Genomic DNA, 17047 nt, shown 5'->3' with positions numbered 1-17047 from the left:
GGCGTCGTCATGAATCTTTGCCAGCTGTGCTGACAGAGACATGTTGTACCGTGCTGCCATGGCGAAGTACCCAAGGATTCGAGAACAGCACATTGCCGTCTTCGGCGAGAGCGGGTCGGGCAAAACTGTTCTGGTTTCGTCGTTCTTCGGCCCGACCCAGGAGGGGTCCTACCAGAATGATCTCTGGGATCTGTTAGCTGACGACACCGGCCAGGGGAGTCGGCTCTACAAGAATTACCTGCGCATGCGAGATCGAGCGGCCGCGCCGATCGCCACCCGCTTCGAGTCCACGACCTACTATTTCTCCGTCAGACTCAAAGGCGGAGATAACGACGCGGGCAAGAAGAGGCCGTTCGACGTCCTCCGACTCGCTTGGCACGACTACCCAGGCGATTGGTTTGAATTGGAACCCAGTAGCTCAGAGGAATACAACAGGCGTACCGACAGCTTCCGTTCTCTGCTTCGGTCCGATGTCGCAATCCTGCTGGTAGACGGGCAGAAATTACTCGAGTATCGCGGCGAAGAAGAGCGTTATCTCAAATCGCTCATGTTCAACTTCCGTCACGGCCTTCAGCGACTGAAGGACGACCTACTCAAAGACGGCCCCATCATCGAGTTCCCCCGAGTGTGGATCTTGGCCTTGTCGAAAGCTGACCTGTTCCCGGACTGGAACGTCGATACGTTCCGCGATCTAGTGATTCTCACAGCAGCAGAAGATCTCGAACACCTTCGATCGACCGTCGCTGAACTCATCGACACTCCTGAGGCTCTGTCAATCGGCGAGGACTTCATGCTGCTCTCGTCTGCCAAATTCGAGCTCAAGTCCGACGGCGCGCAAGCGCTCGACATCGACCTCACTCAGCGCATTGGCCTCGATCTCATCCTTCCTGTGGCGTCGATCTTGCCGCTAGAACGTCGTGTGCAATGGCACGGGAAGTTCGACATCCCCCTCAAGGTGCTCGACTCACTCGCCGACGGCGCCGAGCTGCTCGCAGTCGGCATAGCCGGCGGAAAATTCGCACCGATCGAAAAGCTCCTGGCCATGATGCCCAATGCCGGCAGAGTGGCCAAAGCGCGGACGATCCTGGCAGCAGCGGTCGAATTGACGGGACCGAAGCTCAAGGAAATGAATGAGCAGGCCCGGGCACAGCATGACTATCTGAGAGCAACACTGACGCAGTTCAAGCGCGACCTCGAACAAGGCATCAGTAGCAAAGTGATCAGGAACCCGAAGTGAGTACCGGTTTCGCACTTCCCGAGTCGCTCATCTGGGCCACTCGGGGCCGGACCTGGGGTTTCCAGTTTCTTCTCGATGCAGGACTCAGCGATCCGCTTCCAGCCTACGAATGCGCGTTCGCAAGCCTTCGCGACGCGCCGACCGCTTGGCGACGAGAAGACGGACACGTCGCCCTGCGCATCTCAGATCCGCTCGCGCGTCGGGACTCAGCAGGCCGAGTGATCCCCCACGAATTCGTCATCTTCGGTGACCTCGCCGCGGCCGTCGACTCCGTCGACGATGGTCTGGACAAGGTGTGGCCATTAGTGTCTGAAACGTATGCGCGTATCTGGGGCGCCCCCAACCCACCAGATCTGCATAGTGGGAGTACCGGAGTCGAAGGACACACGGCATAGCCGTTGGCGTGGCGGTTTCTGACTCGGAACCTTACGACTACAAGTGCGAAAGTCCCACTGGCGATTACGTTAGAAAGGTCCTGCTCGGCGCTAGCTGGTTGGCGCGAAGACTGCGGTTGGAACGAACTCGAACTACCAGTTATGAGTTCCACGCTTGAACAAGAGGCCGCAACCGGGTTGCAGACTGGCTGTCAGGGAACTGCAGGAGTTCACCCCCATGTACGAGCTACAACTCACCGTCGACGAATAGCATCTGCTTGTCCTCCTGCCGGGTACCGGCGGGGCACTTGGCAACACCGCCGCCAGGCGGTCGATGCGCTGGGCCAGGCCGCGGTATACGTCGGCTCGCTTCGGGTTCCTGGACAAGCAGCTCGTCCTGACCTGAAGGCGCGGCCGAGGCGGCGCGTTGCGACGCGCACCCGTCGCCGATGGCTCGGATGTGAGCGACGACGATGCGAACCTGCACGGCGACGATCCGCCCGCCCGTTGCGGAGACTGAACTGTATGAGCCGATCCTCGCAACGCTGCAGAACGAATGGGAGGAGGACCGCGGGTTCCGTGCCCTGGCGATCGAAGAGACCGCGCACCAAGGGCGGCGCCCCACCGGCGGCCAGTGGACCCGGGCCGATCTGGTCGGCGTGGGCATGTAGACCTTCAAGCATGTCCCGCACGAGCAGTTCGAGATCGTCACCTTTGAGGTCAAGCCGATGGCGTATCCCAACGTCATCCCGGTGTTCGAGGCTCTCGCTCATCGTCGAGCGTCGACGCACGCGTACGTGCTGATCGAAGTGCGAAATCTCCTTGTCGAGGCGCATCGACAGCAGCTCGACGCGATCAAGCGAACTGCCATCGAATACGGCGTCGGCATGATCGTGTTCGACGACCCCGCAGACTGCGAAACCTGGGAGGAGATTGTTGGTGCCCAGCGCAGCGAGACGACCCCCCGAGTTGCTCAATGAATTCATCGAAACGCAGGTGTCGCAGGCCGGACAGCAGACCATTGCGAGTGCGATCGAGCGCAGTCGGGGCGTTGAGTTGCAGTAGGTTCTAAGCTTGGCGACCCCGGAAAACGCGCTCGCTCTTCGTTATGCGACACGGCCCAATACCGAACTGATTAGCCGCTGATCAGGTGCTATGCCGCGGCCAGGAAGTCATCTGCAGACTCGGCGGGTCGGACGCGGCTCAGTCCACAAACTGTAGCCGAGCTGCGGGCGGGCAGAAAAGGTGAGGGCAGACGTGTCTACCCGGCTGCTCACGACTTCGTAGATTGCCACAAGTCTCATCAATTTGAACGGCAAGCAAGATCCAGCCAGCTGCCGGAAGAACTTTGCAAGAATCAACCCATGCCTCAGCAGATGGTGGTCGAAGGACCGGGCTGGTGTTCACCTGGTTTAGATATCCGCGGCGGCCGGTACCCACTTGCCGTCGAATCGCCTGTGTTGCGAATGGTGGACACATTGGTTCCGGGCGTCTCAACCCTGACGAGGATAGGCCGGTACTACTCCTTGTATTGGGCACTCGCGGGCTTCGCCGCCCGCCGCGACCTTAACGCTGATGCCTGCAGAGAGCTGGTACGACGTTCAGAAGTCGCGCTCGGTTGGCTCTCCCTCGGTAACCCGGCGGCTGGATTCGTTGGCCAGGGCGATATGCATGGTGCAGACAGGATCCGGTCGCTGGTGGCTAACGGCAGTGAGAAGAATATGGCCGAGGTGGGGTCAGGTTCGTATTCCCCGCGACCGTGGGGGTTCTGGTCGCAGTACGGCGGGCCATGCGTGACGCTTGGTGCGGTGCAGATGCACAAGAGGGCGTTGCGGCCAGGGACTGTCGCCTGTCCAGAAGTGGTGGCCGCGATGTTCGAACCGCTTTTCGAGATCTGTGTCGACCGTCCTGTACACGCCGATGACCTTATCGCCCTCCAATCTCTGGCGACTATCGGCGCCGACTCTTTCGATGCTGAGTCGCTGCGGTGGCTGCTCACGAGCAGCGAACAGCGCGAATCGGAGCTGTCCGGGAACGACGAGACTCGGCGAGCAGCGTTCAGAATTCTCGCGCGATGTGCTCAACTCAAAACATCAGATTCTGGAGCCAGGTGGACCGAGGTCTTGCGGGCTGGGGTTGCCTACGGCGCCGAGATCGAGACGGATGAGGTCCTCGCGAACGAACCGCGAACGCTGGCGTGGCGGGGAACCTTACTCAGGCATCATTTCGTCGGTGCGTGGCGGGCGATGTGGGCCGACCTCGTTGAAGATGTGGCTTCCCACGATTCCGGAGCGACTCGTGCGGACCTCCACGACTGGGTCACTTCGAGTTTGCGCGAAGTATCTGTTCGACAGTTTGTTGCGGAGTTGCCAAAGACGCGCGATGCAGATGGGCATCCGATCCCCGCTGAGTCGGAGCTGTCGAACAGCCTGGCATCGCCGCAGCTGCAGATAGCGTTGTTGTTGACAGGGGCTCAGCGAGACTCGGAGTTGGAAGGTGTGTGCCTTTCGGCATTTCGAGGTGGCGCGCGTCAGACCAAACAATTTCTAGATCCTCGATGGGTCGATTATCGGCGGGACGCCTATCTGGACCGACCGCTGGGCGACTTTGCTCGCGTACTCGTCGATGACATGCTCGCGCAATCCCATCGCGTCGCGCTTCGGAAGATGCGCATAGGGCTTGACGGGATGATCACCATGTTCTCAAAACTGCATCAGCGCGAGAATCTATACTTCACGTCGGGCTCAGAAGGGCGAGGTAATGTCGGTCTTCGGACCGAGCAGATCGGTTCACTCGCCGAACAACTCGGCTTAGTCAGCGTCCAAGATAAGAATGGAATCAGCGTTACAACACTCGGATTGAGCGTCCTCGGTCTCGGATCATGAGCGCGACCTTCGAATTCTCATCGCCGCTTACCCTGCTGAGAGAATGGCGAGATAGCGGTCAGAACCTCACGGAAGCGCTAGTGCTCGGCTACACGATCGACCTCCCATTCCTCGAGAAATACTTCATCGGTCAGGCGCGGGGAATGGGTGCTCGCGTCACTGTGCTGTCCGACGCGCACCAGGCCACCCACGACGACGTCGACGTGCGGTACGCAGGAAGAAGCTATCTGCACGGGAATGTCGTCAGCTCGGGCGCGTTCCACCCCAAGTTGGCTGTGCTTCTGAACGATGAACAAACTTGGGTTGCAATAGGATCAGGGAACCCGACGACTTCTGGATGGGGACACAACTCGGAGCTCTGGCTTGTCATGCGAGCATTCCGCAGCAAAGGGCCAGCTGCATTCAACGATCTCGCCGAGTGGTTGACAGGTCTACCAGACTTTGTGCAAGTACCGAGTTGGATCGGCGCAACGGTCCAAAGTATCGCGGACAAGCTACGCCCGCAGGTAGTCGACGAATCATATTCTTCACTAAGGGTTTTCAGCAACCTTACGCAGTCGGTTGTCGGTCAGTTACCAGCAACGGGGGCATCCGAGCTCAACCTCTGCGCCCCGTTCTTGGATCCAACGTCGAACGCCGTCGCCTACCTCATCAACCGCCTTCGGCCGGAAAAGGTCGTGATCGGAATTCAACCCACGCTTGGTAGCTACGACGGCCGATCGATGGTGGATGCACTGAATTCCGCACCAGCGCATGAAGTTCGCTACTTGGATGAGAGCCGAACGTCACACGGAAAGCTGATCGAATGGACGGTTTCGGGTCGACGTCACGCGTTGGTCGGAAGCCCCAATCTCAGTACTGCAGCCTTGCTCAGATCCACAGCAGGCGGTGGGAACTGCGAACTTGCGATCTCTTCTCCCATAGAGTCATCTCTCCTCCCTCCGGGTGCTCTGGCGGAAATCGCAGACTTGGCTAGCCGGCGCACGATTACAGACGACGATTATGTCCCACCCCGCGATCATGCGTTGACGTTGCTAGGTGTGCGTCGACGAGGAGAAGGTATCGACATCGAGTTCATGATCTCGGCTCAAGTCGCGGTCGACGTCGAGACCTCATCCGACGCGGGACCAGGTGAATGGCTCGAGTTCCACAGGATTGAAGGAACTGATGCAGGACTTGTGGCCTACTACTGCGCGCAGACGGCGCCGGCAGGCTGCGCGGTACGCCTTCGAGCTGTCATTGACGGGACCACTCATGTGTCACGAGTTGCTTTCGTGACTGACCTGCACCGATGTGGCCCACGAACGAACAGTGCGAGCGATCCCCGGCTCGCCCGCGACTACAGTGTCGATGATCTTTTCGAAAACACCGACCTGGCATGGCGTTTCCGAGACGACTACCTGCGGTTGGCCACCGCTGCCGGCAAGCAAGGAGGTGGACAGATTGCAAGTACATCTGCTGAGACGAACCCCGACGGAACCCCAACTGAGGATGACCGTTGGGGCGCGTGGATAACTAAGGTCGAGAATGCGTTCAAACCGAGCCTCGCAGGACTTCTGTTCCAGAACACCGGTGACACAGTCCTTCGAGTTGACTCACCGGGCTGGGCGGTCGATCCCGACGAAGGTGTTGACATTACTGAAGACGAGGACGAGGAATCCGTCGATCCGATCTCGGAACCACTGTCCCCGAAGATTCGTATAGCACCGTCGATCGCTTCGGCAGCACGTGCTGCATGGAAGAAGTGGGACAAGAAAGTGCGCAGGCAGATATCCGGGGCCGAGCCTCCACTGCCAGTGGAGATCCGGCTGCTTGCCCTTCGCTTGCACCTCGACCTTCTGGCCGCCGGCCTCTGGGGGCCCTCTGACGAGGAGTGGACTACCAATTTACTCGAACTCATCTGCGAGGTGATGACAGATGAAGAGGACGAGGTGCATTTGGAAAAGGTTGAAAGCACGCGAGCTGCGCTAGTCGCCAACGGCTTCGCCTTGCTCTTCGATGAGCTGAAGCAAGTCGGTGGAAACGAAGTCGATCTCGCTGCGCAAGAGATGTGGGCAATGGCAGCGAGCGCGGTCGCCAAGGCGCAGGAACCGGATGTCAGCCATCATCTCCTTCACCCCGGACACGCTTACGGGCGTATCGCCACAGGCACGGCCGTGGAACGACTAATTCAACGAGCGCGTGAAGCAGCCGATGATCCATGGGCCGAAACTCGGGCACTCCTCGCAGCTGAGGGATTGAACGCAGAGCTGCGCGACGGAGCCTGGACAGCCGACATCGGCGAGAAGAAGAGCCGACGAGCTACTGCTGCGAGGATTGCAGAGGTAGCCGGAGCGCCGTGCTGCGTGAAGGTGGTTAGCGACCATGGGGCTTGCTGCGTTCTATGGGCAGGAAGCGACATCGCGTACGGCGACAGCGTGACTAGACTGTGGAAACTATTTAGGATCAAAGTGATTGGCGGGCCGACATCAACTATCGCGGGATCTGATGGCCTTGCCGGTGCGCGTCGTACATATCCGATACGGTCTCCGAAAGGAGAAATAGGCGAAATCGCCAAAACAATGGGAATGGATGGACAACTTCTGTCCACCTTCCTTGCGGAGTTCACAACGTAGGTGTGTCACCGCAACCTGGCCCGACTAAGTCTGGTTCGACGGCTTGGCTACGCGTGGCCAACCAGACAGAATCTTCAGCAAGGCAGATCGCCGAACTACTATCACAGCAGAGTTCCCTGTTCAGGACCTTCGGAGACGGCCGTAAGTAGCGTGCGTAACGCGTCGGGGGAGTCTACCGGTGTTGCTCCCTCGTCGATGAGGAGTTGGTTGCCCGGCGGTGTGTTGTCTCCGTAGGTGAGCGTCAGCAGCTGTCGGCTCAGTTTCTGAGCTTCACGGCCCGCAGCAAGCGAGCCCCCGGACTGTCTTGCTTCGACGACCAGCACTGACCGGGATAGGCCGCAGATTACGCGGTTGCGGGCCATTGCACTATGCGCAGCCCAATCTTGGTTGGGTGGGAACTGTGAAACGACTAGATGGTTGTCTTCAGTGAGAAGATCATGCAAAGCGGCTCGCGGTTGAGAGCGTGAGATTCCTTCGGGAAGTACGAATATCGTCCTGCCGCTGTTCGCCAGCACAGAAGAAGCTGAGACCGTATCGACACCACGAGCGTTCCCAGCTACAAGGCAAAGATCCGCGGCAGCAATGATTTTCCCCGCCCTTGCCGCAGCTGATGTGCCTCGATCGCTCACGTCGCGGGAGCCGCTGACCGCTACGCAATCGTGCGTCACCAGTTCGGGGTTGCCCTTGTAGAACAGTGCAGGGACTATCGGCATGCCACGGTCTGCCAGCGTGTTCGGAAACGCTGGATCGCGGACGGCGAGGACCCCAATGTTCTCGGAGGAAAGGCGCGCAGCGTGATCCTCGACTTGCGACATCTCAGACAGGTGCGTTTCGATCGCATCCTCGAGCACTTCGCGATTGAGAAGGGCTTTGGTAACCCGCGCCGGGGTGCGAAATAGATGAAAGGCCGCCAGGACCCGGAAGAGCTGTGAACTGTCGCTCATTTTAGTTGCGCATGGTTTTCGCTGCGGCCAGCCCAAAGACTTCGGTTGCACCCACGGCGCGTGCGGCGCGCGCGGTCTCGTTTTGACTCATGCCGGTCCAGAGAACGTCGTCCACGACGATGCAGGAGCCGCAGATTTGGTCCTCAAAGGAGAACGTACCGGTGACATCCGGGGGGTTATCTCCCTTCCGGGGGCCACGTAGCGGGCCGAGCGCAGTCACAAATGGTTTGCCGGTCTTGCGGGCCACAGCTCTCCCGAGTTGCTCACCCAGACTGACACCGGTTCCGTTGGCCCCAGGAACACTGGTAACGACGCTTGCTCGCGAATAGGCCGGATGTCTTCGGACTACGTCAGATAGGGCATTGGCGAGGTAGCTGAAATCGGGATCAAGCCTGAGCATCGCTGTGGGGGTCTGTCGTTGATACTTGAGGTCGTTGATCGCTTGGCCGCTCCGCGTATTGCTCCATTTGGAAGCGGGGAGTCGCGTGTCGATTGTTTTGTATCGGTCGAGCGCGATGGCGAGATTAAGGTTGCCAAGGCCAGCCAGAGGAATTGCCGGATGATTGAGCAGAACCTTGACGAGTCGATGAGCGTCCTCAGGCACTCCGTACGGCCAGTCCAGAACGAGCGTCTCACCAGCGGATGTGATCTCCAGTCTCGGTGCGTATTCGAATTGCTCCCTGAACAGATGTGAGAGGTGATATCGAGAGGCGTCGTCTGCGATCAGATACATCCGGGTGGCCAGGTCCGGCCCACCCGGGTTGATGCGCTCAGTCTTCACGCGGGCTATTCGACCTCGGCTGTCGGAGCCAGCGGGCTGGCAATAGTAGAAGTCGCTTGCAACCTCTGTGGATGTCTCTGATGCGGATGCAGGTGCGCGACTATCTGGCCCAGTCTGCGCCTGAGCATGAGGCGCCGGTCCGCCGGATGGAGTTCCGGAGGACTTCCTCCAGGGGCTCGATACACGGACCCGGGCCTTTGCGCTGTGAATGACTCTATTCGCCCGATCGTGAACTCGCTCAAGTAGGCCCATTACGAATCCTCGAAACCCGACTGGGCGTCGTCGAACTTCAGAGTGCGCGCGTTCTCGGACACTGTCCGCACCGTGCCTTCGGAAAACCCAAGCGGGTCCGTTGCCTCGATCTCGATGGTCACGCTCACTTCGGCGTCGCCGTCACGCAGGTGAGCGAGCACCTCATCGGCGATATTCTTGAAGTCCAGCGCAATCCGATCGGCATCGAGCGTCTTGACGCCAAAGAACCGAGTATTACGTGGCGCGGGTGGGGGTTTCGGTGTCTCGGAATCCTTGTCGGTTCGACGGACGTCCGTATCGGTGTCCTTGTCGTTCGAGCCGCCCCCGTTACGCTCGTCTGCTTTGGACTCGACGTCACGCTGGGCAGACGCACGATCCGGTCTGACAAGCAGTAACGAGTCGGTTGGTGCCGGCGCGGGGTCCTTGTCGCCCGGAATCCACAAGCCGATGTAGCGGTCCGCGCTTGCGTCATAGTCGGTTGCCAGCGCGTAGGCATCGGTCTCCCAGATCATCGGCAGCTCGACGACGCCTTCGTCGAGCACCCGTCGATCGCGCAGTCGCGGCATGTAGGTGTACTGGCTGTACAAGCCCCACAAAGTCCCCAACGACACGTGGCCGTCTTTCCAGATCTGTGGAACCTTGTTGATGGACAACCGGATCGTGGCCGCCGCCTGACGGGTAGACAGGTCTCCGTCGTTGCCGAGCCGACGGCAGGCGCGTTCGGCGAGCGACTCGGACTGGCCTTCGACCTTGACCTCGCGGATCACGAATGGTGCGCTGATGTCCTTCTGCGCAGACGGCACGAGTGCCCACGTGAACGTTTGCAGCAGGCGAGAACTCGCGGTCTGCCCGGCCTGGTCCCTGCGTTGCGCTGCTTGGTTCTTCTGGTTTTGAGTGAGGTCGAGATCGGTCTCGTTGTCGAGGACATGCCGCCAGCCGAGGTAGTCACGGACCGCGTTGTCGAGCTCCTCAAGTCGTGCCTCGTCGGCCGCGAGGAAGATGACCATGTTGCGGTGCGTTCGACTGGCGCTGCCCCTCTGCTCGGTTGCCTGCTGTGCGAATTCCTTTGCCGGCGAATCGGTACCCCGCTTGTGCGCAACCTTGGGGTGTAGGACGACAAGGCGTGCTTCGTCAGTATCGGGAATGTCGGCGTTGACCTCGGGGCACACGTGAATCGCGGCGAAGTCGCCGCGCGACCGCCCTTGCGTCTGCAGACGCTGCACGATCTCGGCCCACACGTCTTCTTTGTGCAGGCGCTCGGCCTGGTCTTTGGCCGTCCGGGTGATGTTTGCCTGCAGGTCGTACCAATATTTGCCGGAGCCGGAATAGAAGTAGGTGGCGCGGTCCTGCAACTGGTTGAGTGCGGAGTGGAAGTTGCCGGGAACATCGCCCGGGATTGCGGTACCGAGAAACACCCGCTGTGTCGCAATCCCCTTGCTCGAAGCACCAGGGGCGACGGTCGGAGCCGCACCGAAGAACACGGTGCGGGCGAGTCGCTTGGTCAGCGAGCGCTGGCCGAACAGCGGCTTGTCTTTGTCGACCCGCGCAGGTTCCGACTGCGGACCATCCACATCGGCATCGATGATCGCTTTCCACGAATCCTGTAGGTACTGGGTCAGTTCGGAGTTCACTTCCGACGTGGCGAGTGGAATCGATCCGGGCATGATGAGCGGTGACGCATCCTCGCCCGTCCACAGGGCGTGGATGACCGTCGACATCAGCCGCAAGACGCCACGGGTTCGTTGGAACCTCTCGAGGGAGGACCATTCCTCGTACAGGGTGTCGAAGAGCTCGGGATGGATCGGGTAGGTCTGCTTGATGCGATCCTCGTAGGCAGTGTCGCGCGACTCGCGCGGGAAGTCGTCCGTGTACTTGCGGTACATCTCGACGTACGAACGCGCGGTTGCGTTGATTGAGGCGAGCGCCGCTGCGTCGGGCTGGGTGAACAGTCGTTGCTTGACGATGTGGTACGCCTCGGTGGAGGAGGCGGGCCGCCACTGATCTGCCACACGACGTACGACGTTCTGCAGGCGCTTGAGGGCTTCCAACCCGTGGGTGCCGCCGACTTCCTCGGCATTCCCGATGACTGGCTCGGAATCGTCGCCACTCTCTGACGCTGGGATTGAAATTGCCAGCAGTATCCCGGACGTACCTTTCGCGGCTTCGGTCAGCGACTGGGCGAACGTGAACTGGTCATCGAAGGTGCCGCCGGCCAGGTCGTCGCGGCCAACGAGGGATCGCGCATATGCCACCCACTCGTCGACCAAGATCACTGCCGGTGAGTACGCCGCGAGGAGGTCGTGAAGCGCCTGGCCGGGCGGCGTGCGGTCGGCGTCGGCTTTCGCCACGATGGCATAGGCCTCTTTCCCACCGAGCTGCCAGGCAAGCTCGCCCCACACCGTGTTGACGTGAGTGTCTTCGTGCAGCACACCGGAAGGGCTGAGGTGATTGCCCACGATTGCGACGCGGTTCGCTGTGCCACCTGTGTACCCGCTGGCGACCAGCAGTTCCTGCACGTCCTGGGGGAAATCGCCGGCCGGCAGGCCTGCCGCGACGTGCCACAGCGACAGCATCGAGTGCGTTTTGCCGCCACCGAAGTTGGTCTGCAAGTTGATGACCGGCGATGCGTTGTCGTCGCCGGACAGGCGCCGGACAGCGCGGCCAATCAAATCCTGCAGTCCCTCAGTCAGATAGGTTCGCCGGAAGAACTCGACCGGATCGGCGTAGTCGGCGTCGACCTCACCGCCACTGGCGACTTTGTAGAGATCGGCGGCGAACTCAGAGGCGTGAAAGTTGCCGGTGGCGACGTCCTGGTGGGGCGGCAAGACATCCCGCCACGGCTTGAGGCCGGTCGATTCAGGATTGTCGACCGCCGCTTTGAGGGCCTTCTTGTCGGCTTTGTCGGCGGTCACCCGGCGCAGGTTGAGGCGAATCTCCTTGACCTCGTCGCCTTCCTTCGCGGCGCCGATCAGTCGGAGCAGCCGCTCGCCGGTGTCGAGTGCGCGGTATGCGTCATCATCGCTAAAGGTGCCGTTGTGTGCCCAGGAGTTTCGGGCTTCACGAAGCTCGCTCGCGTAGGTCTCACCGGATCGGCCCAGTTCACTGTTGAACGGGTACCAACCCTGTTTGGTACCGCCAGTGATGTTGCCCTCGGTGAGCATTCGGAACTGGACCTGAGGGTCGCGGGGATCGTAGGTCCGATCACCGGCCGAGTTGTTGCGCTGGTCCTTCGCCCGCACCAGCTCGACCCATTCGGCGCCCTTGGCACGGTCGGCACGCCCGATCACCGTGGAGATGAAGTCGTCCAGGGCCGGTGCCATCGCCTGGAACATGCGGTCGATGCGTTCACGGTTACTCGTCGCCATCGTCTCTCCCGTTCTCGTTCAGTTGGTGTGCGTGTTGGTCAGGTGATACCCGAGGTACCCGATGAACAGTGTCGAAATTGCGGGGTGCCCGTCGAAGATGTGCATCCGAGGGCTTGCCATCCCGATCCGGGCCAGCTTGAAATGGGCCTTCATCTCCACCTGCCCGCGTGGGTCAACGTCTGTCGGGACCGGAAAGACTCGTTCGTCTCCGAACTGCTTCATAGTCCTGCCGGTCTCCGTCTCGCCGAACTTGCCAGGCGGGAAGGTCTGGAATCCAGACGGCGTATTGTGGAGGTACTGATCCAGGCTGCCGTCCCACTTGGATTCTGCGCGCGCTCGTGCGTAATCGGCCATTGCGAGCACCGCGTCCCAAGCGGTGCGCAGCGCCGAGTCGTTCGTGTCGAGCTGATTGAGTCGGACTACTTCTGACGTCTCACCGGTGAAGCAGACCGAGTCGATCTGGTCGATGCGGTCGAGTAGTTCGTCGAAACTCTGTGGCCGCGACACTCGGAACTCAGGAGGCACGTCGAGGTACTGCGACTCGTAGTCGCCGGACTCGTTGAGCCTCGATTCCAGCCATCTGGCGCGATCGCGTATCTCGTCGACGTCGATCCGTGCGAGCTCGGTCTCGAGCTGCGAGTCCTGAAGTTCATCAAGTAGCTGTTGGTTCTGGTCCTCCAGCTGTTCGACACGCGTCTGCAGGAGATCGACCCGGTTCTCAAGTGACCGGACTCCTGCGCGCTCAGGATCGCTCCTGCGGATTCTGCTAACGAATTCGGTCAGCGTCCGTTCGGTGATCTCCTTGAGACCCAAGACCCGGCGTACGAGAGTGATTGCCTCATCGTGCTGTGGCGGCGCAGTGGCCGCGGCCTCTTCAGGGGACGAAGCCTCATGGACCGATGGCTCGGTCGCATCTTCGGGCTGGGAAGTCTCAAGGCTTTTTACAAGTCGACGATTCTCTAATCGGTCGTACCGTCGACGCATTCGCTGAACCGTTGCGTCCGGCGGACGGGTGGAAGCCTGCTGACGCGCGATCTCCCCGAGTAGATATTGGATCGCCCTGTCACCTTTAGAGCCCAGACTTCGTGTGCCCAAAATTCTATGGCGTCGAGCGTCGAGCGCATCGTCCCAGTTCACGCCTGGCTGGTAACTGCGGATCGCCCAGACAGGTGCCGCGAGCTGGTCGCCGACCCGTTGCCGAAAGACCTCCGTACTGTGTGGGTCGAGGACGATGACCTGGGCCAGCCCGTATACCTCGCGTGCCCACTGATCGACCTTCCGGGCGAAAGCGTCGACCGGGATATCCGCCGCATTGTTTGTGCCGGCGACGAAGACCAACCCGTGGCGGCGATCATCCTCGAGTATCGAGACGAGCCGATCAACGGATGCCGAACCGAACAGCTGGTGGCCCGAGGCGAACTCGAGCTGGCCATCGCGGAGCGGCAGGGCCTGCATCAGGTACCGCGCGAGGCGCGGCACCTTCACGAATCGCGCCTGGCTGTTGCGCACAGAAAGCGAGATCCACCCGCCTTCATCGGTGCTGCCATCGGCTATGACTTCGGTAGACCACCTCCCGGTGTTGCCCCCGTCCTCCTGCAGCTCAATGCGAACGGTCGTGGAGTCATTATCGATGCGCCGTACCGTGAGGCTCGCGCGGACATCCTCGTAGTCACCGGACTCGCTGAGATCGACATCGAAGTCCTTTTCGCGCAGCCATGCCGCGAGTTGCGGGATCGCGCCATCAAGAAGGTCTTCGCCCTCCGCACACCGCATGATGGTCACGTAGTCCCGCGACCTATCGGTTTCGATCGCTGCGGCCGTCACAGGTCATCTCCGTCCTCAAAGTCGAGGCTCGTCTGGTCGCCGGTTGTAGCCGCGGGGGTACGCGCAGATTCCAGGATTTCCGGCCAACTGGTCACCAGCGCGTTGAAACTCAGCGCGTCTTTGGTCCAGCCGTTGGATTCGGCGATGCGGAACAGCAAATGAGCGAGTTCCTTCACCAAGTCGGATTCGATAGCCCCGTCAGAGCGATTCAGAGCATCACGAAGGAAGTCGCCGGCCGGTGCGATGCCGTCACGTTCCAGGGTCTTGATGAGGTGGTGCAGCGCTTCCCAGTTGCTGGTGTGCTCGTCGGTGAGAATGTCGTATTCCCAAGGCAAGTCGCTTGGCTTGAGGAGCTGCACTTTGCCTGCACGGCTGGTCAGGATCTCGCTTCGGTCCATGACGTCGACGCTGGTGTTGCGGGCCCGGGCGAGGTTGTCGGCATCGCCAAATTTCCCGACACCGTAGCCATGTTGGCGATACCATGCGATCGCGAAACGGCTTGTCGAGTCGAAGTCGCCTTCCTGCTCGTTGAGGACCTGATCAAGAATCTCGTTGATCCGGGTCAGCGCAGATCGCACCGTCATCTTCGAGCCATCGGGTTCCAGCACAGCTGCGTAGCGACTGAATACCGCCATTCCCGGGCCGATCGCTGCCTGTGGAAGGTCAACCGGGGCTATCTGCCCTTGCTGCAACTTGCGCAACGCGTCAGGCAGTTCGTCCTCAAGTGTGGAGATGAAATCGCGACGGTCTGTCGTCGCGGCTTGCGAAGACCGTGGGCGAAGAGACAGGACGATGGATGAGGCGAGTGCGTTGGTTCCACTAGCGATCATGCGGTTGCTGAGTTCCGAGCGATTGGGCCAGGTTGATGTTATCTCCCAGCCTGAACGAATCATGCCCTCCAGCAAGGTTTCCCAACCCGTTGACGCGGTCCCGGCTATATCAGACTCCGACTGCTTGAAGGCGTACCACACCGTGATCGGGAACTCCGATGACGCCGATTCGCGTGCTTTGGCAAATACAGCTCGGAAGCCATCCTCAAAGAACGAACGCGCGCCACTTTTACCGTGGTGCCGGTATGGGTTTGCTACAAGTTCGTCTGCTTTTGGCACCAACATTGTTGACAATAATTCCGGGTAAAGTTGCCGCAAGATGCGTCGGAGCCAAACATAGAAGAAATCGGACAGGTCGGAGTAGCCGATATTATCGTAGTAAGGGGGGTCGGTACAGATGAGTCCGTCAGTGTACTCGCGCGAAGCGGCGTCTGCCTGTTCAACTATCCCTGGTCTGCTCGCGGGCGCGGTCTCGCAAACTTCGGCGGTCCACTCGATCTGTCCAAGAAAGTTCCCGGTTGCGGATGAGAATGGAGAGGATTCTGCAAAATCCCAGGTCATCGGGAGCGCTTGGCGGCCAAAAGTGTTGCGGATTTTGGACATTGAAGAATCCCAGCTAGATATCGATGATGAGCGATCCGCGGCGCGGCTTATTCCGATGCCTAGGAATGTTGCTACTGAATCTGCGTAGGGGTGCGATGCTCCGTCGCGAATTATTTTATCGCGAGCTTCCGAGACAAGATCACTGAACGTGGTTAGTGCAACGAGCTGCCTGTCGGTGAATAGGTCAACGAATTCGGTCAGTCCGTATGCCGGCGGGGAGAACCAACGTGGATTCTTGGCTATCTCACCCGAAACTCCACTGGACGGCGGGTTTGTGATGGCGGCGCGTTCATGGTCGTCCGTAGGTGCCAGATAGATCCTTTGGCGACTCCCTTGAGCGACGACGGCGATGAGGGTTTGGTGCCAACGCTTCGCTCGCCCTTGCGATCGAATATATGCAACAGGTGCAAAGCCATCGCACGCTACGCACCTGGCTCCGGTTCTTCCCGACATCGTGCCATCGGACTCTTTCGTTGGAGCGGTCGAAACGGAGTGTGCAATGTCGAATACTACCCGTTGGCCAGATGGGTGACCTTTATCGGGTACGACGGTCGGAACGATGTAGGCTTCTTTGCCCTTCTTCTTTCCGAGCCACCAAGAGCGCACGAGTGGCATTTCGATGCCGCATGCGGGGTTGGGGCAGGTGACGGTGCGTGCCCAGATCCAGGCGATGACGGTGGCTTTGGTGCCATCAGGCAGCGTGGCTTTGGGGTAGAGGTGGCCGATGCGTTTCTCAGCTTCGTCGCGCATCCATTGCCCGTAGGCGCGGACGTCGGCGGCGAGGCCTTCAGCGCCTTTCCATTGCCGGATTTCGGAGTCGGCGAGTCCGGGGTAGGTGGGTGGTTGGTCGCGGAACTTTGGGGGGATCTCGATGAGGGCTTTGTTGATGAGTACGGCGACGGGGTTGAGGTCGGAGGCGTGGGCTTCGAGTCCGAGGCGTTGGGCTTCGAGTGGGATGGTGCCGCCGCCGGCGAATGGATCGAGGACGGGTGGCGGGTTGCCGTTGGTGGATTTGAGAATCTCGGCGTGGGCTTCGGCGAAGAGCCTTTCGTCGCGGATGTTCTCCCAGACGACGAGGCGTTCGATCAGCTTGTGGAGTCGTTCGCGTTCTTTGCGTTGCAGTTCCTCTGTGGGGAACTCGTCGGGCCGCGCGGACGGGTCATCGACGAGCTGAGCGAATAGGACGGCGCGTGCGGCGGCGAGAGGACGGCGCGCCCACCACAGGTGCAGTGTGGAGGGGTGGCCGTGGCGAATGGACTTCTCGCGAGCGGATTCGCGGTTGATTGCCTCCAGCGGGAGGGCCACCTCGATGAGCTTCTTCTTCGTCGTCACGTCTG

General features: G+C 60.4%; 10 protein-coding genes. 5 read left to right on the top strand and 5 right to left on the bottom strand.

Annotation, left to right across the window (positions count from 1 at the left end; translation table 11 throughout):
• Positions 1–58: 58 nt before the first annotated feature.
• The 5 genes from OSB52_RS19620 to OSB52_RS19600 all read left to right on the top strand — a co-directional run bounded on the left by OSB52_RS19620 (position 59) and on the right by OSB52_RS19600 (position 7111).
• Positions 59–1237, top strand: a complete 1179-nt coding sequence (locus OSB52_RS19620) for a TRAFAC clade GTPase domain-containing protein (RefSeq protein ID WP_266063206.1) — start codon at positions 59–61, stop codon at positions 1235–1237.
• A gap of 847 nt (positions 1238–2084) precedes the next feature.
• The gene (locus OSB52_RS19615; RefSeq protein ID WP_266063205.1) at positions 2085–2282 is read left to right on the top strand and encodes a hypothetical protein; all 198 of its coding nucleotides are present in this window, start codon (positions 2085–2087) and stop codon (positions 2280–2282) included.
• Between the two features lie 126 nt (positions 2283–2408).
• Positions 2409–2591, top strand: coding sequence for a hypothetical protein (locus OSB52_RS19610; protein ID WP_266063204.1), 183 nt, complete (start codon positions 2409–2411; stop codon positions 2589–2591).
• A 384-nt stretch (positions 2592–2975) separates the two neighbouring features.
• A complete protein-coding gene (locus OSB52_RS19605) occupies positions 2976–4496 on the top strand; it encodes a hypothetical protein (RefSeq protein ID WP_266063203.1) in 1521 nt (506 codons plus the stop codon).
• Entirely contained in the window at positions 4493–7111 is a 2619-nt protein-coding gene (locus tag OSB52_RS19600) for a phospholipase D-like domain-containing protein (RefSeq protein ID WP_266063202.1), read from the top strand. Before OSB52_RS19605 ends, OSB52_RS19600 begins: the two co-directional genes overlap by 4 nt.
• A gap of 101 nt (positions 7112–7212) precedes the next feature.
• On the opposite strand, the gene OSB52_RS19595 is transcribed toward OSB52_RS19600, so the two are convergent.
• The 5 genes from OSB52_RS19595 to OSB52_RS19575 form a co-directional block, all read right to left on the bottom strand.
• On the bottom strand, positions 7213–8055 hold the full coding sequence (locus OSB52_RS19595) for a DNA-processing protein DprA (RefSeq protein WP_266063201.1): 843 nt from the start codon (positions 8053–8055) through the stop codon (positions 7213–7215).
• A 1-nt stretch (position 8056) separates the two neighbouring features.
• On the bottom strand, positions 8057–8836 hold the full coding sequence (locus OSB52_RS19590) for a hypothetical protein (RefSeq protein WP_266063200.1): 780 nt from the start codon (positions 8834–8836) through the stop codon (positions 8057–8059).
• 251 nt (positions 8837–9087) lie between these two features.
• Entirely contained in the window at positions 9088–12453 is a 3366-nt protein-coding gene (locus OSB52_RS19585; RefSeq protein WP_266063199.1) for a Swt1 family HEPN domain-containing protein, read from the bottom strand.
• 18 nt (positions 12454–12471) lie between these two features.
• The gene (locus OSB52_RS19580; protein ID WP_266063198.1) at positions 12472–14277 is read right to left on the bottom strand and encodes a hypothetical protein; all 1806 of its coding nucleotides are present in this window, start codon (positions 14275–14277) and stop codon (positions 12472–12474) included.
• Entirely contained in the window at positions 14274–17042 is a 2769-nt protein-coding gene (locus OSB52_RS19575; protein WP_266063197.1) for a DUF1156 domain-containing protein, read from the bottom strand. The genes OSB52_RS19580 and OSB52_RS19575 overlap by 4 nt, the downstream gene beginning before the upstream one ends.
• Positions 17043–17047: the final 5 nt, after the last annotated feature.

It is taken from the genome of Gordonia aquimaris (assembly GCF_026262595.1).
Lineage (GTDB): Bacteria > Actinomycetota > Actinomycetes > Mycobacteriales > Mycobacteriaceae > Gordonia > Gordonia tangerina.
The sequence above is the reverse complement of the archived record's forward strand: the minus strand, read 5'-3'. Positions and strand labels throughout refer to the sequence as shown.

Bases quoted from the DNA above. Each gene is read 5' to 3' on its own strand.
- OSB52_RS19620 (WP_266063206.1), top strand. From the start codon at position 59: ATGGCGAAGTACCCAAGGATTCGAGAACAGCACATTGCCGTCTTCGGC.
- OSB52_RS19615 (WP_266063205.1), top strand. From the start codon at position 2,085: ATGCGAACCTGCACGGCGACGATCCGCCCGCCCGTTGCGGAGACTGAA.
- OSB52_RS19605 (WP_266063203.1), top strand. From the start codon at position 2,976: ATGCCTCAGCAGATGGTGGTCGAAGGACCGGGCTGGTGTTCACCTGGT.
- OSB52_RS19600 (WP_266063202.1), top strand. From the start codon at position 4,493: ATGAGCGCGACCTTCGAATTCTCATCGCCGCTTACCCTGCTGAGAGAA.
- OSB52_RS19595 (WP_266063201.1), bottom strand. From the start codon at position 8,055: ATGAGCGACAGTTCACAGCTCTTCCGGGTCCTGGCGGCCTTTCATCTA.
- OSB52_RS19585 (WP_266063199.1), bottom strand. From the start codon at position 12,453: ATGGCGACGAGTAACCGTGAACGCATCGACCGCATGTTCCAGGCGATG.